Consider the following 26498-nt stretch of genomic DNA (forward strand, 5'->3'; position numbering starts at 1 on the left):
GAAAAGACGGCATCGCCGAGACGCTTACGCAATTCCAGTGAAAAAATGATGAGAGATACCTCTGTAAAAAGTATCTCTCATCCTATAACAGATTAATTATTTGGCAATTACACAAAAACAGTGAGAGTATGAGACTAAAATATTTTATTCATTTTAGTACAGAAATGGAAGCTTGAGCAATTCTCTATCAGCCAAATCTTAAGAAAATGCTCATATCCCTTATTGCCATTAAACATTATAAAAAACAGAAGTGTTACCCTTCTTCCTAATCAATATAGGCTTTTGCATATCATAAATTATGAATTTTACTTATTTTGTATAATCTTCCCATACTACTTTTGTCATAAACCAAAACAACACGTTATAAAAAAAATCTTATTAATCTTAATTGCAGCCCAATTTATTATAGCTCCTCAAATAATAAAGGGCTCTGGCGCAAATAACTCTCATGAATATATTGAAGTCAACCCAAAAAAAGAAAACTGTCAAGAAAGACATTTTGGGAAATACTGTTATCGAGGATGATAAAGGTAATAAGAAAACCATTAAAAAAGATATATTTGATAATATAATTACTGAAGATTACTAAAGTGACTCTCACATAGCCCTTAAGCATTCTAACCTAAATTAAACAATCAAGTAAGGTTTAAAGTAATAGCTCTTATTCCTGTTGATTATGCAAAGATAATTATTATAAAATAATAAAATGGGAAAAATACAATAATCTATTTACTTACAAAAAAGAACAAGCATATCCGATATGTATTTGGAATATTATAAGAGGAAGCTTGTTTAAGCTTCCTCTTATACTTTATATCGCTTATGGAATATTCTGGATTATTCCTTCCCAACTATTAATTCCAATTCGGGATAAATACTGTTCAAAATAATCATCTTCCTCATCAGTACCAGCCTTTTGATAGGTCGTCCATACAGGCTTGATTTCACCATTATGAGGTGCATCGGCATACTTACGCAATCCCAAACAAGCACCATCTCCCAAATGGTCAAACCAACTATGCCATTGTATACCATTTATACCGTCCAGATTATTTATCTTCTTCCAACCATAAGCAAATCCGGCAGCCTGATCTTGCAAATCATCATCTTCATAAGATGGCGAACATGTGCCTGCTTCAGAAAGCCACACAGAACGTCTGACAGTTCCTTTATATTGATTTCGGGATGTTTTCACCCACTTATCCAACACTTCAAGATTCTTCAAAGTCACATATTCCGTGTCCATAGAATAAGTCGCCTGTTCATCATCCCAAGTACACGGGTTGCCTAACTGAGCCGGGTAACTATGACATGCCAATGACCAGAAGAAATCACCTTCACTTTCACTGAACTGATTCATAAAGTCGAGCATATCTCTTACTTTATACCAACCGCCACCGGCAGCAATGTTCCAGCCATGTGAGAAAGAGATAAAGACTTCTGAGTGCTGGTCATATTGATGCGCAATATTATAGCACATACGCATCGAACGGAGATAGGTATCCATAAACGTAGCAATCGGTTTGTCACCCATATTTGTCCAATGACTTCCTCCGTCTACTTCGTTATGTATAATCCAGTGCGCTATGCGCATATTAGAAGCACTATATCTTTTTGCCAGGAAGTCAAGCGCGGCAGCATAACAATTTGTAGACTCTATTGTGGTCATATTGGGCATTGTATAGGGAGCTATACCATTAAAATCCGGATGTTTCAAAAGAGTACCGGCGTCTCCGGTAGGAGGAACCAACAAAATGCCTGCTACAGAGATTCCACGTTTACTCGTTTGCTCTAACACAGCATCAAATGAACTCTTCATATACCCCTCATTAAAATAATATGTTCTGCCACCGTAAGTATGCGGAATATCTCCTTCCTGCTGAGAAAGATGCATGAAATGAGAAATAGGGATATTGATGGTGGCACTGGTAATACCCAAATCATCCAAATCGGATGCAAGGAATCTATGGTTTATCAATCCTCCCAATCCCTTCTTTGATTTTAAAGGAATAGCCTCAACACTTTGTTTTACGTGCATTTTATCCACGTTCGCATATCGGGCATGAGAAACAAGCTCATCCTTGGAAGCTCCTTCTCTGTATATAGCCCACTTAGACAATAAACGATCATACTCATAGTCACCTATAGCAACATATCTATCCAACTGAACGTTAAAAGAGCCGTTTGATAAAGGTGTTTTATTTTCTACCTTTTCTACTTTGAACATATCCACAAATGGAGGAATCTCTCCCAAGAAGAAAGTACCTTCTCCCGTACAGTTACCTTGAATACTGATCGTATTCTCTCCTACCACCACATCAGTTACATGGCAATCATATTCTTTATTCAGATAGGCTTTAATTCCTTATTCGTACTTCTCTTTATTAAGTGCTTCGTTATTCTCATCCTCTTCCTCCTGTTTTTCCTCATCATTCATTGTACGCAGACGTATATTACGCATTTGTATGATATTATTAGGCTGGTCTCCAAAATCCAGACGCAGATAATCCTTCACTTTCCCCCAATCAAACTCCTGTCTATATTTCTTTAGACGAACGCTGAAAGAAGCCCAATCTGTAGAAGCCGGAACAGAGCCCGCACTCATACTGTGGGTAGCATCAATCCCATCCTTTGCATCCGCAAAGAAGAGTTCAAGATTGCTCATCCCCATTTCCGTCTGATATTCAAATTCAAGAACATTACATTCTTCGGGAACATCTTCTTTAAACAAACTGGCAGTCGCCCAAGGATCACCATTAGTAGTTTCTATCGTATAACTACTGTCTTCATTCTGAGTTAACACCACTCCCCATTTATAAGGTCCATCCAATAACATATAAACGGGCGGAATAACGATCTCTTCAGGCGGAATAATTTCTCCTCCATTGTCTTCTATAAAATCATCATTACAGGAAGATAAGTTCATCACAAAAAATGCCATTAAAAACAGCATGCCACATCGCCCTAACAAGCGTTCAGGCCTTCTCATAAAGAAAGCTTTCAAATTTTCCATAATTTCAGTTTTAGTTAATAATGTCGTTAATTAAAAATTTTCAATGATATTCCAATCAGGAATTCCAATTAAAGGTAAGAATTGTTCGAAGTATTCATCTTCTTCATTTGTGCCTGCTTTTTGATAAACTTCCCAAACGGGTTTAGCTTCCCCTTTGTAAGATTCGTCCAAGTATTTACGCAATCCGAAGCAAGCTCCATCTCCCGGATGATCAAACCAATTATGCCATTGCAACCCATCAATCCCTTCCAATGCATTGATTTTCTTCCAGGCAAAAGCCAGACTGGCCGCTTGCTTCTGAAAATCTTCATCCGAATAAGTAGGAGAATTTACTCCAGCCTCAGAAAGCCAGACAGAGCGCTTCACAGTTCCTTTATATTTATTTTCTTTTGTAAGCGCCCACTTACTCAGAACTTCCAGATTCTTAAACGTAATAAATTTAGTATCCATAGAAAACGTTGCATTCGGGTCAATCCAAACACACGGATTCGTCAAATCCTGAGAATAGCTATGATAAGCTAACCCCCACTGGAAGTCTCCTTCTACCCGACTATAAACATTCAACAAATCAATGATTTCTTTGCTCGTATAGAGCCACCATCCCACATTAGCTATCTGTGTCCAGGAATGAGTAAAGGAACCCAAAACCTCCGCCTGTTTATCATATTGGCGTACAATATTATAACATATACGCATCGATTTTATATAGGTATCCGTAAATACTGTAAGAGGTTTTATTCCCATATTTGTCCAGTCTATACATCCGTCTACCTCATTATGCATAATCCAATGAGCTATGCGCCCGTAGCGATTATCCGGTGTACAATATCTTTTAGCCAAAAAATCGAATGCCGCTGCATAACAATTCACTGACTCCAGAGTAGTCATATTAGGCATTGTATAAACCCCTCTCTCATAATCCGGATGTTGCAGTAATGCTCCCAAATCAGGATCTGCACATTTAGCTGCCGGTTCGACAAGAATAATGGCGGCAACAGCAATATTCCGCTTGGCTGCCTCTAAAAGAGGAACGTCAAGCAAACTCTTGAGGTAACCTTCATCCATATAATAGGTTCTTCCGCCATAAGTATGCGCAATATCTCCCGCTCTTGGCGTCAGGTGCATAAACTGAGTGATACAAACATTAATCGTAGCACTGCTTATATCCAATGCAGAAAAGTCTGAGATATATTTGTTAGGGATAATTCCTCCTAACCCTTTCTTTGAAGTTAGCTTGATAGCCGGAAGATTCTGAAACGCATGAATTTCATCCACCTGATGCGCATGAGAAACCAGCTGGTCCCTTTCTACCCCTTCTTTATAAATAGCCCACTTTGACAAAAGACGGTCATATAATGTCCCGTCCCTTTCTACATAGCGTTCTAACTCAATTTCAAAAGATGAATCTGTCAGTTTTACCTTATAAGGGGCCTTCTGCACATCTATGATATCCAAATAAGGAGGAATCTCACCTAAAAAGAATTTGCCTTCACCTGTATATTCACCAATAATCCGAACAGAAGATTCCATTGCCGAGACTTGAGAAATTTTACATGAATAGGTTTTCCCCAGATAAGCATTCAGATCTTGTTCATGCTGAATATCTTCTTCATCAAAGGGAGAGTCAGATATCTCCTCTTTTTCCTCCTCATGACATGAGGAAACAATGAAAGGACAGCAAGACAGAAACAAAAGAATAATAAACGACTCAATATAAGCCTTTCTCATTTTAAAAAAATGACTTTTCAATAGCTCCATAAGTAAAACTGTAAAGGGGTTTAGGTTTAATTGTACAAATATAAAGCTATTGATATGAACACACGCAAAAACCTACTTTTTTTTACAATTTTTATACACAGCAAAAAATGTTACTATCTAAAAGCATCTTAACAGACAATCATTTATTACCACAAATGAATACTAATCAATCAACAAAGCTTTCATTGGCTTTTTATCTCCCGTATAATAGACAGAAATACAAAAAGCTTCCCAGCCCACATATCCTCCAAATCTCCAAACATAGGGATCTACCAAACAGGGAAACTCCTCATGTTTGAAAGAAACAACACCATCTTCCGAGTGAAGATAAGTAGTCACTATATCCTGAAATTGTGCATGAGAACGTTTTGCGCATGGAATGACAAATGCCATATGCAAAATGATCACACTTGCTGCCACAATTGATATACTTCTACACCAGACTGTATTAAAAGAAGTCTGCTCACTGATCAGCTTGATTAAAATCACAACAGAAAACAGCTCTATTCCAAATAATTGCCGGACATTTCGAAATCCTATAACCAGACTAAAAACAAATTCAATAAAGATTATATAAAAATAGAGTTGATTATCATAGAAAAACTTTTTCAGGGTATGATGATTACCGTTTCTCTTTTCACGAAAAAAAGTACATACCAACAAAAACAGAAGAACATAGAATGTCCGAAGCTCACCAATTATCAATAAGAAGGTTTCCCAGATCGAAGGATGATCAAACGACGCACGTCCGCGAGCAGCAGGCGATAAACACAATAACACAGTCCCAAGCCAGAAGCCGACAACCAAAATCACTTCAGGTGATTTAGGCCTCCTCTTATTATATTGCACACAATAAATAATGAACAAAGCCCCGGAAATGCCCACAACCAAAGATTCATGTGTCCAACCAGAAATGACGCCCAGCAAAAAAAGAAGAAAAGCAACTCCCCAATTCACCCTTTCCACTTGTCGCACCTTATTATAAACTAGAAGAAAAAACAAGCAAAAAACAGCGCTCCAAGTATAATTGAGAGCACCACTCATCAGCAGAAAAAGATCAACCGGACAAGGTAACAAAAACCATATGAAAAAGACAGCGACAACCCAGTAGCCGTATTTGTTCAGATTTCTTTTACCGGAAATCCATATGACCAACATATTAAGTAGCAGGAAAAAGAATGTATTGATTAAATTAAAGCAATCCTCCCCCCAAAGTCCGGCAAACGACTGCTCGAGAATATGAGGAATGGTACGTCCATTCACATAAAAATAGTGATTATATTGCGAAAACATAACATCGGCAAACGATGATATCTTCTGCTCAAATCCTATCGATGCACCTTCAAAGAAAGACTTAGCTGCCACAGGAGTCAAATAGAATGAATAAAGATAATCGTCTCCGCATATTGGAGTGTACATATTCATCAGGTAAAATAAACCTCCTATTATCAACAAAAATACCCCAATACCGATCTGTGCTGTTTTTTCATTCATAATCTTAGCTATTGTTTCACACCATTATATTCTCTTGCAATGTAAGTAGGACGATTTTTTGTTTCATTGAAAATGCGTCCTATATACTCCCCAATAACTCCCAAAGACAACAATTGTATCCCGCCTAAAAAAAGAATCACAACCATCAAAGTAGGAAAACCTTGTACTACTTCACCCCATATCAATGTTTTAAACATGATGAAACACATGTATATGAAAGCAACCAGAGAAACTATAATTCCAGCAAAAGTAGAAATACGCAAAGGAGCTACAGTAAAGGAGGTCACCCCTTCCACAGCCAAACTCAGAAGGCTGAAAAAGTTAAACGAAGATGTACCGGCAATACGATCTTCTTGCTCGAATTTGATCTCTTTCTTACGAAATCCAATCCAGCAATACATACCTTTAGTATATCTCTGGCTCTCACGCAGCTGTTTCAAAGCGTTTATACAACAACGATCTAGCAGCCTGAAGTCACCGACATTCGGGAGAATCTCCACACGGGGCGTTTTCTGCAATAGCTTATAGAATAGCAAAGACAGATACTTACGCATCAAACTCTCCTTGCCTCTGGTTATTCGTTTTGCATATACATCGTCATACCCTTCTTCCCAATATTTCAACATTTCAGGAATTAAGTGAGGAGGATGCTGCAGGTCAGCATCCATAATCACCAGGCAATCGCCCGTAGCATAATCGAAACCAGCCAGCATTGCTACTTCTTTTCCAAAATTGCGAGACAGGTCAACAAAATTAATTCTCTCATCCTGTGACCTCAAAAATTTAATAACTTCCAATGTTTTATCATGACTGCCATCATTGACAAACAAAATCTCCCACTCATATTCTGCATAAGAATCCATCATTTCTTTTAGCTTCGAATAGAGCTCCGGAAGAGAGAGTTCCTCGTTGTATGCAGGTATTAAAACACTAACTTTACTCATATCTTTTTAGATTTTAGAACAAAACGAACAAGAAGAAAATTAACCGGTACCACTAATGCAAACACAGGAAGAGGCGCCCATCTCTCCGGAACTCCGATCCATATAAATAGTGACAATAGTCCGATATGCAACAAATAATTGATAAAATGACTGATACCAAACCCTATTCCTTTCCTAACAGTAGGCTTAGTATTAAAGGTGAAGATATTAGACAAGTAAAAATTCAGAATGAAACTAATAGCATAACCAATAGTATATGCAATAGCCGGTAACATCAGTACACATAAAAAGAAATAAATGCCATAATGAGTAGCAGTTGCCAGAACACCAACCAATATGAAACGAAAAAATTCTCTACGTTTATTAAAAACAGACATCATCCAATACTCTTTTATCGATTTTGATCCAACTACCCACAGGAGACTTATAAAACGGTACAATATTATAAATAATATATAAGACCAGCAAAAAAGTATAACTAAATATACAAAAATAAACAATATCACTTCTCCATTAGATTAAATCATAGAATGATATCTAAGTTGCAATATCTCCACTCATCTTCATGAGTTACCACCACACATAACTTTATACATTCAAGAAAAAAGCTCCCTTATTTTGATCACAACATCCATATTCTGCGAATCAAATTTTCGAGCAAACAAATGCTCTGTTTCTAATAAATATTGCAAATCCTCCATTTTCCAAACATAAGGATTCCCCCGTTCCCAATCAATTGCACGAAGTCCGGCATTCAACTGCTCACTACCAGAATAAATATGACTCCGCCTTTCTGAGTTCCACAATATAGATTGAAGGAATATTTCGTCACCACAGCAAACATTTTTAAAACGCCTTAAAATAAAAGACTTTTGGGCTAATATAATAGTTAACAACTCATGCGTAATACTAACCCAATTGGAACCCTTTTTAAATTCAATTTCTTTAGGGCGGTTATAATGGAAGAAATCCTGCAACTTTAAAAAGTTTATCCGAAGAGATTGTACCTGCTTTTTTAAAATACGAGGTGGAATCTTATAATAACGACAGAACAAATGATATTTAAAAACCTTTCTTTCGAGATCTTTTAAATTAGCCTCACCACAAGAGTAAGGAACAAACTCATACCCCTTATTTTTCTCGAAGAAATGATGGATATAGTCCTGTGACTTTATCGGCAAATCGACTCCTGACAACAAATGATAATAATCATAAGGGCCTTTCATACTGGCTGTCTCAAGTAACAACAGTTCAGCCTTTACCACACTAATATCACCCCATCTTACGTCAAGACGTTGCTCAAGTACAAAAAGACGAGCTTTTGCAAGCCGAAATAAATCTTGTTCTAAAGATCCGAGTACGACTTTTTTATCAATATGCAGATATATATCATTCCTCTCATCATCAAGCATAGAAAGAAGTATCCTCAATATTTGAAATTCATTATGGGCCAGAATCAAAAAAGCATGTCTCATTAGCTTCACATCATTAAATAAGTTCATTCTCATGCAAAGATACGACAGTTAGAATTCCAATACAACAATAGTTAGATAAATTCCAAACATATATTTTGATAAATATTGGAATCTATCTATCTTTGTGAAATTTAAGTCTTAAATCATTAAATTTGAGCTAACATCCAGTTTTAATGTAGATAAAGACAATAACGTCATTAACCTAAATAACTATTATATAGACCAATAATATCCATAATTACAATGATAGATAAACCTATATATGTGACTTCCCCCCTACTGCCTCCTTTGGAAGATTTTACTTTCTTATTAAAAGAAATATGGGAAAGCAAAATGCTGACAAATAATGGCAACTTCCACCAAAAGCTAGAAGAGGAATTAGCTAAATATCTTAAAGTTCCCTATCTCAGTTTATTTACGAACGGTACTCTACCTCTAATAACCGCTTTACAAGCAATGAGAATTACCGGTGAAGTGATAACTACTCCTTTTAGCTTCGTGGCAACAACGCATTCTCTTTGGTGGAATGGAATCAAACCTGTTTTTGTGGATATTGAACCAGAAACATGCAATCTGGATCCTGCTAAAATAGAAGCAGCCATTACTCCCAGGACTACAGCCATCATGCCTGTACATGTCTACGGGAAGCCTTGTAAAACGAAAGAGATTCAAGAAATTGCCAATAAATATGGGTTAAAAGTCATATATGATGCAGCTCATGCCTTTGGAGTAGAAATAAACGGAGAAAGCGTTTTAAACTTTGGAGATATGGCTACCTTGAGCTTTCATGCAACGAAAGTCTACAATACTCTGGAAGGCGGAGCATTAGTTGTCCATGACGAGCAGACTAAAAAGCGCATCGACTATCTGAAGAACTTTGGTTTTGCCAGTGAAACGGAAGTTGTAGCCCCCGGTATCAATAGTAAAGTAGATGAAGTGCGCGCTGCATATGGTCTGCTTAACCTCAAGCAAGTAGACAGTGCAATAAGTTCTCGCCGTAAAGTAGCTATAAGATATAGAGAAGAACTTCAAGACATAAAAGGGATAACCTTTTTCAATGATATACCAGGAGTACGCCACAATTATTCTTATTTCCCGATTTTTATAGATGCTGAAGAATATGGAATGACACGTGATGAGCTTTATTTTAAAATGAAGGAACACAATGTATTCGGGCGCCGTTATTTCTACCCATTAATCAGTACATTCTCAACTTATCGCGGATTAGAATCTGCTAACCCTGAAAACCTCCCAATAGCAACCCAAATGGCTAATAGGGTCATCTGCTTGCCAATGCACCATGCTTTAAGTGAAAATGAAGTTGAGTATATCCTCCAAATTATAAAGAAATAGTATGATAAAATTATCAGAAATAACAAAATCTATATCCCCTTCCCTGACAAGGCGTCTATTTAACTTGGCTCAAAATTATGACAATGTTATAGACTTCACATTGGGAGACCCGGATATACATCCACACGATAAAATAAAAGAAGCTGGTTGTAAAGCGATACTGGAAGGTCGTACAAGATACTCCCCTAATGCCGGATTATTAGAATTAAGAGAAATAATATCTTCCAGATACAAGTTACAATATAATATAGAATACAACCCGACAAATGAGATTATGGTTACAGTTGGGGGAATGGAAGGATTATATTTAACCCTGCTAGCCATTCTAAACAGAGGGGATGAAGTCATTATACCAGCTCCATACTGGATAAACTATGTACAGATGGTATGTATGTGCAGTGGAGAACCCATTATCACAGCTCCTGTCAGCACCAATGACTTATCGATATCTATAGAAAATATAAGGAAGGCAATCACTCCTAAAACAAAAGCTATTATTTTAAATACACCCAGCAACCCTTCCGGGAAGATAATCTCTGATGATTCCATCCAACAAATAGCACAGATAGCTATTGACAATGATTTGATAGTAATAACAGATGAGGTATACAAAACCCTACTTTATGACAATGCTCATTTTAAAAGTATTGTTACATGCGACAAGATGAAGGAACGCACTGTTGTTATCAATAGTCTGTCAAAAGAATTCTGTATGACCGGATGGCGTCTGGGTTATGTAGCTGCACCTTCAGAATTAATATCAGCCATGACAATGTTTCAAGAGAACATAGCCGCATGTGCTCCATTACCGTCTCAGTATGCAGCAATAGAAGCGCTACGAAATTCGGAGAAATATTCGGCTGGTATGATTGAGGAATTCACTCTCCGCAGAAATGTTTTACTGGAAGAAGTTGCCAAAATCAAAACAATAACAGTCGATGCACCACAAGGGACCTTTTATGCAATGTTGAATATAAAATCTACCGGATTAAAATCTGAGGAATTCGCATATGCCCTTTTAGAAAAAGAACAGGTGGCAGTTGTTCCTGGAATAACTTACGGTGATTGTTGCGAGGATTTTATCCGGATTGCCTTTACATTAGACATTTATAAAATAAAAGAAGGAATTCAAAGACTTAAGCGATTTGTCGAAAGTTTATAAAATGAAAAAGATTTTAATGCTAGGAGGCTCTTTATATCAGGTCTATGCGATTAAAGAAGCTGTAAAAATGGGACATTACGTAATCACCTGCGATTACTTGCCGAATAACCCAGGACATCAGTATGCCCACGAATATTATAATGTCAGCACAACAGACAAGGAGGCTGTTTACGAGTTAGCCAAAAGACTTCAAGTAGATGGCGTCGTTGCATATGCTTCAGATCCTGCAGCCCCTACAGCTGCTTATGTTTGTGAGAAACTAGGATTGCCTACCAGCCCCTATGCTTCTGTAGAAGTTCTTTCTCAGAAAGACTTATTCAGGCGATATCTGGCAGAACATAACTTCAATGTTCCCAAGTACGTCGGATGTTCTTCATACCCGGAGGCTTTGGAACAAATCAAGAATTTAACCCTTCCTGTTATGATAAAGCCTGTCGATTCATCAGGAAGTAAAGGTATCAATAAACTGACCAACGTAAATCAACTAAAAGACTTTATAGAAGATGCCCTCTCATATTCTCGTGAAAAACGCATTATTATTGAAGAATTCATAGAGAAAGATGGATATCAGATCTCAGGAGATGCCTTTTCCGTAGACGGAATTTTAAAGTTCCATTGTTTTGGAAACGAATACTACAGTTCTTCAGTTGCCAAAGATTTTGCCCCACTTGGCGAATGCTGGCCTTTCCAGATGAAACCTGAAATTATAACAGAACTAGAAAAGGACATACAGCGCCTGATCTCTGAACTAAAAATGGGAACAACCGCATATAATGTTGAAGCTATTCTTGGTAAAAACGGGAAATTGTATATACTGGAGTTAGGTGCCAGAAGCGGTGGCAGTTTAATTCCTCAAATTACAGAGCTGGCAACAGGGGTCAATATGGTTAAATATGTGATAAAAGCAGCTTTGGGAGAAGATTGCTCTGAAATAGAGATGTCACCGGCAAGGGGGTACTGGTCCAATTATATGTTACATAGCAAACAGACCGGACGGTTTAAAGAAATATCATTTGATGAGAACTTTGCAAAAAACAATCTGGTAGATTGTGTAACAGAACTGAAAAGTGGAGATAATGTTCATGCATTCCGGGATGCTGGTGATGCATTGGGGACACTCATTCTCAAATATTCTTCGAAAGAAGAGATGTTTAGTGTTATAGAAAATATGGACCAGTTTGTACATATTATTATTGATTAAAATATGAGCATAACAATCCATACAGAGCCTTTATCATATACCAAATTCAGGGGTTTTATCATATCCTCTGCAAACTGGTTTGCTCCTTCTCTGCTACAGATGCCAAATCTGGATGAATGGATATTGAAAATGTATCATAACGGCTCTATATACTATGCTATTTCCGGACCTAACATTATATCTTTAATTGTTGGCTATTACAATAGAGAAGAAAGATTTTTATATATCCCCTATGTTTGTGTACACCCCGACTATCAAGGTCATGGGATTTCTCAAAAAATAATTAATTATATCATAGAACATCTTTCTACCGACATTCAGGAGATATTGCTGGAAGTTAGAAAAGACAACAACAATGCACTTCAGGCATATCATAAAATGGGGTTTTATGAAACTGAAGATAGGGATGAAAAGTATTTAATGAAGAAAGAAATACACAAAAGTTAATATTGAATGAAAGATATAGCAAATACTCCATTAGTAAGTATAATTTGTAGTACATATAATCATGGATTATATATATCCCAGTGTTTAGATGGTTTTCTAATGCAAAAGACAAATTTTCCATTTGAAATTCTAATCCATGATGATGCATCCACAGATAATACTCCTGATATTATTCGCGAGTACGAGCATAATCACCCTCAAGTCATAAGACCCATATATCAGAAGGAAAACAAATATTCAAAGAAAGAAGATATCTTTGCCAAATACCAATGCTCACGGGTCAGAGGAAAGTATATTGCAATATGCGAAGGAGACGATTATTGGATTGACCCATTAAAACTTCAGAAACAAATCGATTTTCTAGAAAAAAATCCTGACTACGGCATGATATATACTACCAGCAAGGTATATAACCAAAAGGAAGGCAAAATAGAAGAAGATATTATTGGACGGGAATATAAGGGTTATATAGAGTTATTATCCGGAAATTGTATTCCAACTCTTACTACTTGTATACGCAGTTCCTTAGTAATGGAGTACTTGAAAGAAGTGGAACCTAAGAGCAAAAACTGGCTAATGGGAGACTATCCTATGTGGCTATGGATATCATATTATTACAAAATAAAGTATCTTCCGGAAAGCACTACCGTATACCGTGTCTTAGAAGAGTCAGCAAGTCATTCTAATGATATACAGAAATATGAAAGGTTCATATTATCGACCATTGATATAACCGCATTTTATATCCATAAATTTAATACTCCATTAACAGAGCCATACTTACGATCCCTCAGTTGCTTTTATTATGATCTATACGATAAATTTATGTATCTGGGCATGTATAAAAAGGCCAGACACTATTCAAAACTCATTAATCCTAGCTATGTATCCGCACGTATGCGAAGAAGAGTCCGCCGATTCCATCTCAGATTCATTCAATTAAGACTAGAAAAATGGCTCAATATAAAAGGAAACAAAAGGAAGTAAAAAGGAGAAAAATATTTAGTGGGATATTAAGTAAATATCCCTTTTTTCTATTCACGAATCTCCACCTTTTTTAAGTAGGAAATGAGTCAAGTAGTACAAATGCCAATGATAAGCTATTTTTCTTGCCCTCCTACGATACTTCAATTCATATGTACCTTCAGGCAATGCAGCTATCTCTTTCATTTTCTGCCTCATATCCTTGACAGGTTCTTTGAATTCTCTCAAATTCACCTTCAAAAGTATCTCCTTAAATATTGTAAGACAAGTCCCTATCAACCTAGTCCTAATTTTAAAAAGATCTTCTTCTTCAAATAGAGAATATTTCTCCATGAACCTCATACGGGCATATTCTGCTAAAAAATAATGATAAAGATTCATAGGAGACATCGTGTGACATATACTTGTTTGTCGTTCTACATAATGATAAAAAGGACTATCTACCCATACAACTTTCTTGCATAGAGCAACCCATTCATACATTACAAGCCTGTCCTCATAATTTTTCCCCTCCGGGAATTGTAATGATGTCAAAAAGTCACTCTTATAAAGCTTTGTACAAGCAGAACAACTAACTTTTTCCATCATCATATCTTGTAATACATTCTTTGGATCTCGAATAACAATATCTCCAGAATTCCGGTAAGGAGACTCGTTTGGTTTAAATTCATATTCAAGAAGAAAATTACAATATGCAATTTCCGCATCACTTTGTACCATTGCATCCAACATTTTCTCAAACATTGCAGGTTCAACATAGTCGTCACTGTCAACAAAACCAATGTAAGGAGCAGAAGCTATACGCATGCCAGCATTACGGGCAATAGAGAGCCCAGCTATAGAAAGATGAAGCACTTTAATACGTTTGTCAATTTTCGCATATTCATCACATATCTCAGAGGAACCATCAACAGATAAATTATCAACCAAAATTATTTCAATCTGCTGTAATGTCTGACTACGTAATGATTCAATACATTTATGCAAATAATCAGCGGTATTATGAACAGGCACTATTATACTAACCAAACACTTATTCTCCACTATTTGTCTTTTTAAGTTTAAAATGTATCCAATAATAAATAGGCCAAAAATAAACAATCTTTCTCAGCCGTTTATAACATTTAATATCAAGTTCCTTTTTAGGCAGAGGAATTAATTTCTTCAAATTATTCTTCATATCAACAACATAGGCACGACTTTCGCTAAAAGGAAAAGAACGCATCTCTTTAAAAGTCCTTAAGCAGCTCTTAACAAGGGATGTTTTCATATTATATTGTTCTTCCGTATCGAACAATAGATTATTATTAATAAACTCCAAGCGGCAAAATTGTGCTAAAAAGAAATGATACCGTTGTAATGGTGAAATAACATGGCAAATACTAGAGTCTCTTTTTACATAATGATAAAATGCCTTATCAATCCACACTACTTTTTCAGATTCTAATATCCACTGATGCAAAATAAGACGATCTTCATACATGTTATGTGTAGGAAATTTTAACGAAGAAAAAAGTGTCTTCTTAAAGAGTTTCGTACAACAAGAACTATTCAATCGATCACACATCATATCATACACCACCTCCTTCGAAGATCTTTCACAGATCATGCCACTATTAGGTTCAAAAGAGTCTATATGCCCGTCATCATGTTCAATCTGAAAATTGGAATATACCAAATCAACACCATATGAACTAATTGCAGCAAGCAATTCCTCATACATATTGGCGTCAATATAATCATCACTGTCTATAAACCCTATATATGGAGCAGAAGCCACATCAATGCCGGCATTACGAGCTACAGATGCATTAGCTACCGAAAGATGGATTACTTTTACCCGAGTATCCATACTTGCATATTCATCACATACCTCAGAAGATCCATCAGTTGATAAATTATCTACTAGAATTATCTCTATATTTTCTAAAGATTGATTTCGTATAGATTCAATACATTTTCGCAAATAATTAACTGTATTATGTACAGGTACAATCACACTTATCAAATAATTATTCTCCATGCATGCTCTCCATTAATAAACTTACGCACAAAGATAGAGAATATAGTATTATCAGTAAAATAAAAACCAGATTTTAAGTTCCCAGGTTATCATTAATAATCGTATCTTTGCCGGAAAGCTTATTATATTAATATGAGTAAGGAAAATATAGCATTTGTTGTTGTACGTTACGGATTAAATATCAATGGAGGAGCAGAGTATCATTGTAGAATGCTAGCCGAAAGGCTTACCAATGATTATAACGTTGAGGTTCTAACTACTTGTGTAGATAATTATAGAACTGGAGAGAATATTGAGTTTAAGGAAAAAGAGATTATCAATAAAGTCACTGTTCGCCGTTTTAAAACTAATCCCACTCATCCTGAACTTGAAAACTTTTATAAAAAGAAAGCCAAACCGGCTTATAAATTAAGACGTTTTTTATACAAATGTCACTTTCTAGCTATGGCTTCTTACTTTTTCCCTGTTTGGCATTTCAAAGAAAAAGAAGAACTAGAAGCACTCAGCAGCCAAGTTTTCCATTCTCCGGCTCTCTTCAATTTCATAAAAGAAAATAAAGATAATTACAAAGCAATCATCCCTATTACAATAGATTATTCCCATGTATATTACACAACTTTATATGCACCAGAAAAGACTATTGTAATCCCTACAATGCATTATCACAAAACTGCATTTCGCTCAACCTTGACACAAGTCTTTACAAAGGCAGCCTACATCGCTTTCAACACAACAGCAGAACAAAAACTAGCAAGAAAAATATTTGGCATGCACATGGCACCCCACAGTATTGTAAGCGTAGGGATAGAGCTAAGTGCTCCAGCAGAGTGGACAGTGACCCAAGAAAAGTACAATCTTCCGGATGAATATATGCTCTATGTAGGGAGAGTAGACCAAGGCAAACTTAACAATGTGTATACTTATTTCCTCAACTACAAAAAGGCATATCCTAATTCTGACTTAAAGTTTGTTCTTGTAGGCAAACAATATAGTGATCCTTTCAATCATCCGGATATCATATATACTAATTTTGTTGAAGAACAAGAAAAGACATCAATCATTCAACACGCAAAGATTGTAATCAACCCATCACTGTATGAAAGCCTATCGCTCATATTACTGGAAGCAATGGCTTTAAAAAAAGCGATGTTGGTCAATGGCAATTGCAATGTATTGAAAGAACATTGCAATAAAAGTAATAATGCTGCTCTATACTACACTAATGAAAAAAGTTTTATTGATAAACTTCATACGCTAGACTCTTCTACCAATCTTAGATTAGAGATGGGAGAAAAAGGATACTCTTATGTTAACAGTAATTACGACTGGAACATAATAATGAATAAACTAAAGCAAGTTATCGAAAATATATAAAGATTTAGATGCTCTTGATAGCTTGCTTTAAGCGCCCCATAATCAAAGTCCAATCATAATTCGATTTCACATAAGATGCACCTTTTTCTCCCATCTCCTCTCTCAAATCTTCCGATTGTTCAATCCGTCGAAGCGCTTGATTAAACCCACGCTTATTCATATAATAGAAAGAAGCAAAATCACTTTTTAAACAATGTTCTTTCAATACCTTACAATGTCCGTTTACAAGCATTGGTTTCTTTTGGCTCATAGCCTCTAAAAGTATTAAAGAAAGGCTTTCATAACGAGAAGGATTCACTACAATTTCGGCATGCTGTAGAATTGACATTTTCTCTTCATCACTGACAAAACCTGTATATATAATATCAGGATGCTCAAATCGCTCCATAGCCAGTCCTCCTACCAATACTAATCTTAATGTTGAATCTGAATATTTCTTCTTATAATTCACAAAATAGGTAAGTAAACGATGAATCTTTTTAGGAGTAATACGGCCAATATATAACAAATATCTCTCTGGTAATTGAAACTTTTCTTTTGTCAGCGCCCAATCTGCGGATAAAGACTCCTCTATTCCTACACTCAATATTCCATGAGCTCCCAGAGCCTTGCCCAAGATATTTTCAGCAAGTCTCTGTTCCTCTCCAGTATTAAAACCAACATAAGCTATCTTTGAAAAAGCAGAGGTTAATACTGAACGGAAAGAAATACCCATATTATGCATTGTAGGAATAGCTATCGTTTTTCTACCTGCATACAATGCAGTATAATAAAAAGTGACATAATCAGAAGACATCGCTATAAATGCTTTATATTCATCTACATGTTCACGAATATACTCGTTCAATGCGGATGAATAGAACTTATCGCTATTCATTGCCTGTACTTCCAGATCATTTTTATAAGACCACACAGGAAACAAATAAGACAAATATTTCAAGATTCCTAATTTAAAAAGGAACTGACGTAACTTTCTTGCAGGTTTAGCCTTTTTCGCGAAACAACGCTCTTTTTCGTGCTGGATTGGATTTGTTCTAAAACGACGGACCAACACTTTATTCCATTCTTCCGTGCCTTCCGGATATGTATTCTCGCCTGTTGCAACATCTCTGACACAGGTAGTAAGCACTTCCACGTCATAATCTTCCACCAGTCGCTCAGCCAACATCTGACAATGATATTCTGCGCCACCATTTATATTTTTGCCATACCTGACAACAACAAAAGCAACCTTTTCTTTCTGCATAGCTTTTCTAATATTATATTCCATCTACGAGAGCGCTTGAATCGCACTTCTCATTCGTCCTATAATTATCTTCCAATCATAATTTTCCTGAACATAACGACGCCCTTTCTCTCCCATCTGTTGACGCAATACTTCAGACTCCTCCAGACATCGTAGCTTTCGCACAAAATCCCGCCGATTCATATAGTATAAAGCCGCATAATCACTCTTCACACAATGTTCTTTCAGAACATTACACTGCCCATTGACTAACATCGCCTTACCCTCACTCATTGTTTCAAGTAAAATGAGCGACAAGCTTTCATACTTCGAAGGATTCACAATTACTTTAGCATTCAACTGGATAGCAACTTTCTCCGCATCACCAACAAAACCTGTATAAATTATATCCGGATGTTCAACTGTCTTGCCAAAGATACCTCCAACCAAAACCAGCTTCAACCGGGAAGCTATATATTTCTTCTTGTAGCCTAAAAAGTAATCAACAATATTATTCAACTTTATAGCATCGATTCTCCCAACATACAGTAGATAGTCCTCCGGCAAATTATATTTTACCTTTGTTTGCTTCCAATCAGCAGCCTTCGTCTTCTCTATACCTACACTAATAATACCATTAGCAGCTAAAGGTTTTCCAACGATATTCTCGACTAACTTCTGTTCTGCTTCTATATTAAACCCAATATATGCAACCTTAGAAAAAACAGATGTAATAATAGAACGAAAAGAAGAACCGTTATTATGCATGGTAGGAATAAGGATCGTTTTCTCCGGTGCATACATCGCAGTATAATAGGTGTGAGGAAAAAAAGAAAGTGGAATGAATGCTTTATAAAAAGCTTTGTTTTCTCTTATAAAGGTATACATCGAGGATGAATAAAAGACCTGACTATTCAAAGCTTTTATTTCTTCTTCCTCTTTATAATGCCAAATTGGCTTCACATAGGACAATGGTTTCAAAAGACGACATCTATACAGAAAGTGTCTCCACTTCTTTGCCGGAGCCGCTTGTCGCACATAGCTCTTATGTAAGTCCGGCTCAACAGGGTCCGAATAGAATCGACGTACCAAAACACCATTCAAAGTTTCTTTTCCTTCAGGGTATTCATTTTCACCGGTAACATAATTCTTGACGCACGTAGTTAATACTTCAACATCATAATCATTCACAAGCCTTTCTGCCAGCATACGACAATGATATTCAGCACCCCCGTTTATATCTTTTCCATAACGAACTACTACAAAAGCTATCTTTTCCTTAGTCATTCTAGTCAATCAACAATTTGTGCTTTCTCTTGAATATAGCACGATAACCACGATATAGCATTCTATAGAAACCGAAGTGTTTACACATAAAATATCGTTTGATTGACATACTCGGGCCTAATTGCCAAGGAGTAATATGACGATATTCGCGCATTTTCAGCATTGTTTCATCTATTATATCTTCAAAAGCCGGTGATGGAGGACACAATAAAGTGTGGTTAACCAAATGAATACCTCTCTTAAGTACACCAACAGAAGATTCGTCTCCAAGCTCTGCATTCTGAATAAACTTATCCTGCTCATAAAGACTCAGGAAATAATGATATTCCTTTACCGGGTCATAACCTCCACGAGTAATACTCTCATTCTTATGAATCATATAATGGTATTTAGAGACACAACTCAATACCACTTTCTGAGAGCTATAGAATACTTTATATAATACCGCCACGTCTTCATAAACTCGTCCGACAGGGAATGAAAGGCGGTCAAACAATTTACGTTTAAAAAGTTTCGCCCATAAATAGTTCTTTACCAAGTCATTCTTCACCAAAGCACGTATAATTTCCTTCTTGGAAAAGATATGCAACTTACCGGTATTGTTGATTATCTTGGAGGGCCTTCCTTCTTGCTCAAGGAGATAAGTACAAGCAGAGACATCCGCATCATGCTCTACCATCAATGTGTAAAGATACTGATACATATCATGATCAATCCAGTCATCACTGTCTACAAAGCCCAAGAGTTCTCCCGTAGCTGCAGCCAAACCGGCATTACGGGCAGCACTCACCCCACTATGAGGTAAATGAATAGTCTTAATGCGCTGATCCATACGCGCAAACTCATCACAAATACTGGAGGAGCCGTCGTCAGAACCATCATCAACTAAGATAATCTCAAGGTTCTTATAGGTCTGCTCCAGTATAGATTGCAGACAAGTCCTCAAATAGTCCTTTACATTATAAACAGGCACTATAAGACTAATCAATGGTCCAGAGATATTAGCATTCATATTATTCTACTTGTCAACTTTTTATTTTTACTGCAGCCCCTTCTATATAGAATGCTATATAACAAGGAATACTGCAAAACTACCCTCAAATTTAAATAAATTTCACACTCTTCTGTGATTCGATAATACAATCTAAACACTCTCAAATCAAACAATTACCTCTTATTTGCCATTTATACAGTATAATTCGTCTAGTTTCCAAAGTTCATTCAAAGATTTCCACTGTTTATCATTCAGGTTAATTTTCCCGTTATTTTTCTTTTGTAAGCTATTATTCTGTGTTTGCGGCAATTCTATCGGTCGGGGATAAAATTCTCCGCCTCCCGTCACATTGATCCGCCTCTTTAATTCATTCGCTTTCAACCACAAATCATCCGCAAACGGGCAATGTTCACTGATTATTTTCCAGTCGAACAGCTCCTCTCCATACCAACGGGAAGGATAATAAATTCCTCCGCATCCAATGGCTACATTCTGCAAAGAGCTATTCACCGGCATCATAAACACCTTCGGCCATTTTCTATACACCGAAAAAGTATTCCCATCCATACGAATTTTCCGGATAACATTTCCGCAAACCGTGTCCGGATACTGATATGACAAAGAAAGCAAACGCTCAATCGTATTTCGGGGGTAAATCAGATCATCATCTACTGTAATCACTTTATGATCCGGGTATTCCCGAAAAACATAATAATACTTTTTATGAGAACGGAAATTCTCAGGTACAAATTTAAATTTCACTCCATTAGCTGTCAGTTTTCTGAGTTCTTCCGGCAGATCGTTCAACCGTCCGGGAAACTCCTGTTCTGACAACCACACAATTATATCTGCGGGAACATATGTCTGCCACAGAATTGACTTCAACACCAAGTGAAGTTGAGAAATACGAGGAGGAAATGTCGTCAATGAAACTATGACTTCCGAGTTATTCAATAATGCCGGAGCATCAAAACCCTGTTGGTAGACACGAACGACCTTATCGTGGTATTTTGCCCTTCTCCATCTGCAAGGCAAGGAATATATATGCCGATAAAAACCTCCTTTTTCTTTATAGGAGACCAGTTTCTCCTCTTCCCGTGTATAGCGGTCGTAATAACTGTTCGCCTCAACTGTTTTACCTCGTAACTCACCCTTCACAATACCCAAAGAGGCCCATTTCACTTTTGCACTACGGGTATGCTTCCTTATATCACGGTTCTTCTGGATGGATTCTTTCGTTTTATACCCCCTTGCGTGGTCCAGATGAAGACATACGGTAGAATAACGTATCTGCATACCATGAATCCCATAATTCTCCAGACGCTCTCCAAATTCACGATCTTGTCCACCGTATTGCATGCGCTCGTCAAAACCATTCACTGCCAGAATATCGTTTAGCCAACCGGAAGCATTATGTCCGTTCCAGCTTGCTTTGGTAGGTGTAAATGTGTTTAACAGCCATCTTTTAAATCCTGTAGCAGTCAGTTTATTATTTTTAAAAGAAGCAGGCATTCCTTTTCCTCTCATCCATTGCAGGTCAAAACATCTGCCGGATAATATATCATCTTTCGTAAGATCTTTCGACAAATCCATACTCAACTTATGATATCCGCCGGACAGGAAACGTCCTTTGCGGCGAAGACGCAGATGAGTTGATACGAAATCTTTACGCGGAATACAATCACCATCACTAAAAAGCAGATAATCTGTTTGTGCAGCCTGTATCCCCTTATTCAGGATATCACATTTACGGAATCCCTTATCTTCGTGCCATACATGCTTTACCCGAAAAGTCAATTGCGGAGTTACCCTCTGTAACATATCATAGGTTTCTTTTCGCGAACCATCATCGGCCACAATCAATTCAAAGCTTTTAGTATCCTGGGCTTCATATCCCCACAACACCTTCTCCAGCCATGCAGGCTGATTACAAGTTGACAACACGACTGACATCTGCAAAGGAGCAGCTTTCCGGCTAAAACGGATAATAGAATAATTGCACTCCATCTCTCCCTCAGCCCAATAAAGTTCTCTCGAGATTTCCTTCCAAAGGGTCAAATCCATACGAACAGCGTTATGAACGTTTTCCTCCTTATGCAAACGGACCAGGCATAATTCATAATCCTCATCCGGCATTTCTTCCAGATCTGCATGATGAGCCAGCAAGTAGTCCTGTACTTTGCTATCCGGGCAAATAACATTATTTTCAAAAACAACTATCATTAATTATCCTCCTTTAGCCATTAAATATCCAACTGAAACCAAACCTGATGTCTGCGTCGGTATCTGTTCCAGAATTTCTTTCTGTAATGCAGAATCAAACGCACACATTCTTCCTCATCCATCTTTCTCGAACGGGCATATTCTTTTCCCAACAGGATAAAGAAGGGCGTCTGCCCCCATAAACGGGCAAAATTCGCACAACCTTTCTTAATATCCACTTCACCAAAATGCATTCTGTTAATATCCACCAGTGAGAAATGATATTCTTCTCCTATCTTATCATACAGGATATTTCCCGGTGAATAGTCCAAATGTAAAATTCCGGCTTCATGCAAGCGCGCTGTGAATTCCGCAAAAGCGGTCACTACATCTGCACAGCTTTCTATATCTGCATTGCCAAACTGGCAAAAGTTATATCGATAGGGAGATTGTATGCTCATAAAATATGAATGACCAATCAATCCCATCTTTGTTTCTTCTATATATGCAATAGGACAAGGGGTTTCAAATCCTTTCTCCAGCAGTTTCTCGGGATAAACAAAAGCACGCTTCCCTTTTGACGGACGAAAAAAAGCATAAGCAATCCTATTTATCAGCGGAGGTATGGCATACCGTTTCACGTTAATATCCAATCCATCCACCGTGATCATCTTTATCAAATTCCGCCCGGAATGAATTACCGTTCCTAATGTCTCAAAGTCCTCAGGAATACGTTCTACATATTCTCTCAGATATTCGTATTTGGGGTTAATCATTATCTTCATCTTACGAAAAAACAAGAATGGTCATACTTCTCTTCATCTCTCAACTCTTTTGCCCGGTCATCTTAAAATATTTATCCAACACAAGCAGTGATATCAAATTTTCTCTTCTCTTATCTTTAAATTGCGACACATATTCATGAGCATGTCTGATGATCTCCAATGATTCGTCTACATGCTCTATATAGTAATTCAACCGTTCTTCCAAATCAGAGAAATCCGGCTTTATTTCAATATAATGATAATCGGGAATAAGCGTGCCTTCCATAAACCATGTCTCACAGGTAGGTCGAGGCATCACTGCTATTGAATTCGATGACATCACCCATTTCAGGTTGCTGGCCACATCGATTCCTTCAAGAGCCATTATGAATTTATAATCCAAATGCTCATTAATCGTTTTCTTCTCCGTGCGCCACTCTACCGGGTCGGTCGTATTTTTACTGACATCTCCCAAATCGCACATCGGATGATGAAAATACATCTCCATAAACATCTTCCTGGAAGGTTTTCCTTTTACCTTTCCGCGAAAGATTACCATATTTTTCTTCTCAGTAAAAGCCTTCTTATCGTCTACAAATATAAAATGACGAACCTTATCCAGTTTCATCACAATCGAATTCGCATTATCCTCTGTCAGAGGACGGCTTTTCACAATAGAGGGATAGTCGGGGACAAATGTCACATCACCAGGACAGAAGCCCCACTGAAACTGATCGGAAAACCAACGGGTATATTGATAAGTATCAAAGAAATACACTTTTTGCTTGCTCATCTTATGCTCTGAAAGACGCGGAGCAGAGGAAGGTAATGGCACCGTTCCGGAAAGTTTATTGTAATAGTCAACACGACGTTCGATATAGTCTTTGTCCTTCCGACGGGATAATGAAGACAACCTCCCTTGTAACCGTAACCGGAAAATACCTTTCGGAATGATAAGTCTGAGAGCATTTACCGAATAGTAAATGAACTTAGGATTTTTCCCGCTACGCAACTTATATAAAAGTTTATTCTTCATTCTTGTTTCATATATCAGGAGTATTTGTCTCCTAATTGATTATTCCTTCAATCTTCGCTATTACCTGTTCGGGTTTTATTTCTCTCAGGCAGGCATAATCGCCTCGCCAGCATGGTTTCTGTCCGTATACGGAGCAAGGGCGGCATGACAGTTCGAGTTGTACTGTATTGACCGGCAATTGCTTCCATCCCATAAATCCGGCATAAGGATGAGTAGCTCCCCAAACAGAGATCACCGGAATATTGACCAGCGAAGCCAGATGCATATTTGCCGAATCCATCGAGAGCATCACATCCAGATGGCTCATAAGATTCAGCTCGGTACGCATATTCAGCTTACCAATCATGGAAACGACGGAAGGGTATTTCGCCACCCAACTATCGAATACTTCCTGTTCACTCTTACCACCTCCGAAAAGGAAAACCTTCACCTTCGGATCAGCGGCAAAATGGGCTACTATCTGCTCCTGCAACTCAATAGGATAAATCTTACCTACGTGCTTGGCAAAAGGAGCTATACCAATCCATTTCAAATTATCTTTTGTACCCGCAACAGGTTCTATCTCTGCAAAATTCCCTTTTCCGTCTCCATAAATTGAAGAAAAGTTCAGTAATACAGGAAAGCCCAGTTTCTCCAGCACATCGGCATAGCGGCGGAAAGAACTTTTCTGGTTCTCCAGAACTTTATGCCGACGGCGAACCAATTTTTCTTTTCCCGCTCTACCTTTGCATATAGATGCCACAGGTATATTAGCAAGCCGAAATCTCAGGCACAAGTATTTCGTACGAAGCACATGATGAAAGTCCGCCACATAGTCGAAACGCTTTGCCTTCAGTTCCGAATAAAGGGTATTCAACCCCCACAGTCCTTTATGTTTACCCGTCAGATCAGCACCGATAAAACTCACATTAGCAGGAAGTCCCTGAAAAAGCGGTTGCCACACAGCACGACTCAACACAGTAATTTCAAGTTGAGGATATTGCACTGCCAGCGAATGTACTACCGGTATCGTCATGGCTACATCGCCAAGAGCTGAAAAACGGATAATGAGAATACGCGCCATTCGTTATTTTTTTGCATAAAGCACCGGATTCAATGCCGGGTCATTATACATCTTCATCTGTTTGTATACTTTCATATATTTCTTCCCTGATTCGATATCAGACAGTAACTGATCGATAGCTGAAGAAAGGTCTTTCCGTTGTTCCAGCAGAATGCTCAGTTTCGTCTGGCATTGTGCACGATGTTCTTCCGTAGTGTCCGTACGTTCCACTTCCTGCTGCATGTGGTAAATTTTCAAAGCAAGAATAGAGAGACGGTCTACTGCCCAGGCGGGACTTTCTGTATTGATTGTAGCATCTGCCAAAGGCTTTACATCCTTATATTGATCAAGGAAATAGCTGTCGATCAACTCAACCAAATCCGTACGGTCCTGATTGGATTTATCGATTCTTCTCTTTAAAGCTACGGCTGCTACCGGATCTATCTGAGGATCACGGATAATATCTTCGAAATGCCATTGTACGGCATCAATCCAGTTTTTCAGATACAAGTAATACTCTATCGACTTCAACTCGTAAGGATTGTTCATCGGCGCATCTACGCTATCCGTCACATGGTAATCTGTTGTCGATTTCCAAAAAATATCATTGCAAAGGTTACTAAATGTCATAATCTTAACTAGCTAATAGATGTATAATAGGACAAAGCTATGTAATATTTTTCAGACAAGCAACCGTTTCTTACTTTTTTATTTCTTACC

The 26498-nt window shown here is 37.5% G+C and carries 21 protein-coding genes and 1 pseudogene; 6 read left to right on the top strand and 16 right to left on the bottom strand.

Annotated elements, in window-relative coordinates:
- Positions 1–820 precede the first annotated feature (820 nt).
- The 6 genes and pseudogenes from HMPREF2794_RS10935 to HMPREF2794_RS10960 all read right to left on the bottom strand — a co-directional run bounded on the left by HMPREF2794_RS10935 (position 821) and on the right by HMPREF2794_RS10960 (position 8717).
- Positions 821–3013, bottom strand: a pseudogene (locus HMPREF2794_RS10935) (DUF5722 domain-containing protein).
- A 30-nt stretch (positions 3014–3043) separates the two neighbouring features.
- The gene (locus HMPREF2794_RS10940) at positions 3044–4741 is read right to left on the bottom strand and encodes a DUF5722 domain-containing protein (protein WP_010536118.1); all 1698 of its coding nucleotides are present in this window, start codon (positions 4739–4741) and stop codon (positions 3044–3046) included.
- Between the two features lie 192 nt (positions 4742–4933).
- A complete protein-coding gene (locus tag HMPREF2794_RS10945; protein WP_010536117.1) occupies positions 4934–6265 on the bottom strand; it encodes a DUF6056 family protein in 1332 nt (443 codons plus the stop codon).
- A gap of 8 nt (positions 6266–6273) precedes the next feature.
- Positions 6274–7209 carry a glycosyltransferase family 2 protein gene (locus HMPREF2794_RS10950; RefSeq protein WP_070751520.1) on the bottom strand — a complete coding sequence of 312 codons (936 nt, stop codon included), beginning with the start codon at positions 7207–7209 and terminating at the stop codon, positions 6274–6276.
- Complete coding sequence (locus HMPREF2794_RS10955) at positions 7206–7586, bottom strand: GtrA family protein (protein WP_029425205.1); 381 nt, start codon at positions 7584–7586, stop codon at positions 7206–7208. Before HMPREF2794_RS10955 ends, HMPREF2794_RS10950 begins: the two co-directional genes overlap by 4 nt.
- A gap of 219 nt (positions 7587–7805) precedes the next feature.
- Complete coding sequence (locus HMPREF2794_RS10960) at positions 7806–8717, bottom strand: beta-1,6-N-acetylglucosaminyltransferase (RefSeq protein WP_074759599.1); 912 nt, start codon at positions 8715–8717, stop codon at positions 7806–7808.
- Between the two features lie 210 nt (positions 8718–8927).
- Between HMPREF2794_RS10960 and HMPREF2794_RS10965 the strand changes: the two genes are divergently transcribed.
- Genes HMPREF2794_RS10965 through HMPREF2794_RS10985 form a run of 5 tightly spaced genes read left to right on the top strand, consistent with a single transcriptional unit; the run spans position 8928 to position 13834 of the window.
- Positions 8928–10037, top strand: a complete 1110-nt coding sequence (locus HMPREF2794_RS10965; protein WP_010536113.1) for a DegT/DnrJ/EryC1/StrS family aminotransferase — start codon at positions 8928–8930, stop codon at positions 10035–10037.
- A gap of 1 nt (position 10038) precedes the next feature.
- Positions 10039–11199 carry a pyridoxal phosphate-dependent aminotransferase gene (locus HMPREF2794_RS10970; RefSeq protein ID WP_010536112.1) on the top strand — a complete coding sequence of 387 codons (1161 nt, stop codon included), beginning with the start codon at positions 10039–10041 and terminating at the stop codon, positions 11197–11199.
- Position 11200: 1 nt separating this feature from the next.
- Positions 11201–12400 carry an ATP-grasp domain-containing protein gene (locus HMPREF2794_RS10975; protein WP_029425202.1) on the top strand — a complete coding sequence of 400 codons (1200 nt, stop codon included), beginning with the start codon at positions 11201–11203 and terminating at the stop codon, positions 12398–12400.
- Positions 12401–12403: 3 nt separating this feature from the next.
- Entirely contained in the window at positions 12404–12847 is a 444-nt protein-coding gene (locus HMPREF2794_RS10980) for a GNAT family N-acetyltransferase (RefSeq protein WP_010536110.1), read from the top strand.
- A 6-nt stretch (positions 12848–12853) separates the two neighbouring features.
- Positions 12854–13834 carry a glycosyltransferase gene (locus HMPREF2794_RS10985; RefSeq protein WP_010536109.1) on the top strand — a complete coding sequence of 327 codons (981 nt, stop codon included), beginning with the start codon at positions 12854–12856 and terminating at the stop codon, positions 13832–13834.
- A gap of 51 nt (positions 13835–13885) precedes the next feature.
- Here the strand turns inward: HMPREF2794_RS10985 and HMPREF2794_RS10990 are convergent, their stop codons facing one another.
- Together HMPREF2794_RS10990 and HMPREF2794_RS10995 are read right to left on the bottom strand one after the other, a co-directional pair.
- Complete coding sequence (locus tag HMPREF2794_RS10990) at positions 13886–14875, bottom strand: glycosyltransferase family 2 protein (RefSeq protein WP_010536108.1); 990 nt, start codon at positions 14873–14875, stop codon at positions 13886–13888.
- On the bottom strand, positions 14865–15854 hold the full coding sequence (locus HMPREF2794_RS10995) for a glycosyltransferase family 2 protein (protein WP_010536107.1): 990 nt from the start codon (positions 15852–15854) through the stop codon (positions 14865–14867). Before HMPREF2794_RS10995 ends, HMPREF2794_RS10990 begins: the two co-directional genes overlap by 11 nt.
- 132 nt (positions 15855–15986) lie before the next feature.
- On the opposite strand from HMPREF2794_RS10995, the gene HMPREF2794_RS11000 reads away from it, so the two are divergent.
- The gene (locus tag HMPREF2794_RS11000; RefSeq protein ID WP_010536106.1) at positions 15987–17228 is read left to right on the top strand and encodes a glycosyltransferase; all 1242 of its coding nucleotides are present in this window, start codon (positions 15987–15989) and stop codon (positions 17226–17228) included.
- A 4-nt stretch (positions 17229–17232) separates the two neighbouring features.
- Here HMPREF2794_RS11000 and HMPREF2794_RS11005 read toward each other — a convergent pair whose 3' ends face one another.
- The 8 genes from HMPREF2794_RS11005 to HMPREF2794_RS11040 all read right to left on the bottom strand — a co-directional run bounded on the left by HMPREF2794_RS11005 (position 17233) and on the right by HMPREF2794_RS11040 (position 26408).
- Complete coding sequence (locus tag HMPREF2794_RS11005; RefSeq protein ID WP_029425200.1) at positions 17233–18474, bottom strand: glycosyltransferase family 4 protein; 1242 nt, start codon at positions 18472–18474, stop codon at positions 17233–17235.
- Positions 18475–18498: 24 nt separating this feature from the next.
- Positions 18499–19740 carry a glycosyltransferase family 4 protein gene (locus HMPREF2794_RS11010; protein WP_010536104.1) on the bottom strand — a complete coding sequence of 414 codons (1242 nt, stop codon included), beginning with the start codon at positions 19738–19740 and terminating at the stop codon, positions 18499–18501.
- A gap of 1 nt (position 19741) precedes the next feature.
- Positions 19742–20752 (bottom strand): glycosyltransferase family 2 protein, encoded by a 1011-nt coding sequence (locus HMPREF2794_RS11015; RefSeq protein WP_070751521.1) that lies wholly within the window; start codon positions 20750–20752, stop codon positions 19742–19744.
- A gap of 162 nt (positions 20753–20914) precedes the next feature.
- Positions 20915–22957: a glycosyltransferase family 2 protein gene (locus HMPREF2794_RS11020; protein ID WP_070751522.1), complete on the bottom strand. Its 2043-nt coding sequence runs from the start codon at positions 22955–22957 to the stop codon at positions 20915–20917.
- Between the two features lie 20 nt (positions 22958–22977).
- Positions 22978–23721 carry a BUD32 family EKC/KEOPS complex subunit gene (locus HMPREF2794_RS11025; RefSeq protein WP_029425198.1) on the bottom strand — a complete coding sequence of 248 codons (744 nt, stop codon included), beginning with the start codon at positions 23719–23721 and terminating at the stop codon, positions 22978–22980.
- A 40-nt stretch (positions 23722–23761) separates the two neighbouring features.
- Positions 23762–24736: a glycosyl transferase family 90 gene (locus tag HMPREF2794_RS11030; protein ID WP_010536100.1), complete on the bottom strand. Its 975-nt coding sequence runs from the start codon at positions 24734–24736 to the stop codon at positions 23762–23764.
- A 31-nt stretch (positions 24737–24767) separates the two neighbouring features.
- On the bottom strand, positions 24768–25799 hold the full coding sequence (locus tag HMPREF2794_RS11035) for a glycosyltransferase family 9 protein (protein ID WP_010536099.1): 1032 nt from the start codon (positions 25797–25799) through the stop codon (positions 24768–24770).
- A 3-nt stretch (positions 25800–25802) separates the two neighbouring features.
- Positions 25803–26408 (bottom strand): DUF4254 domain-containing protein, encoded by a 606-nt coding sequence (locus HMPREF2794_RS11040; RefSeq protein ID WP_055269332.1) that lies wholly within the window; start codon positions 26406–26408, stop codon positions 25803–25805.
- Positions 26409–26498 lie beyond the last annotated feature (90 nt).

This window comes from Bacteroides sp. HMSC067B03, assembly GCF_001811315.1.
Lineage (GTDB): Bacteria > Bacteroidota > Bacteroidia > Bacteroidales > Bacteroidaceae > Bacteroides > Bacteroides faecis.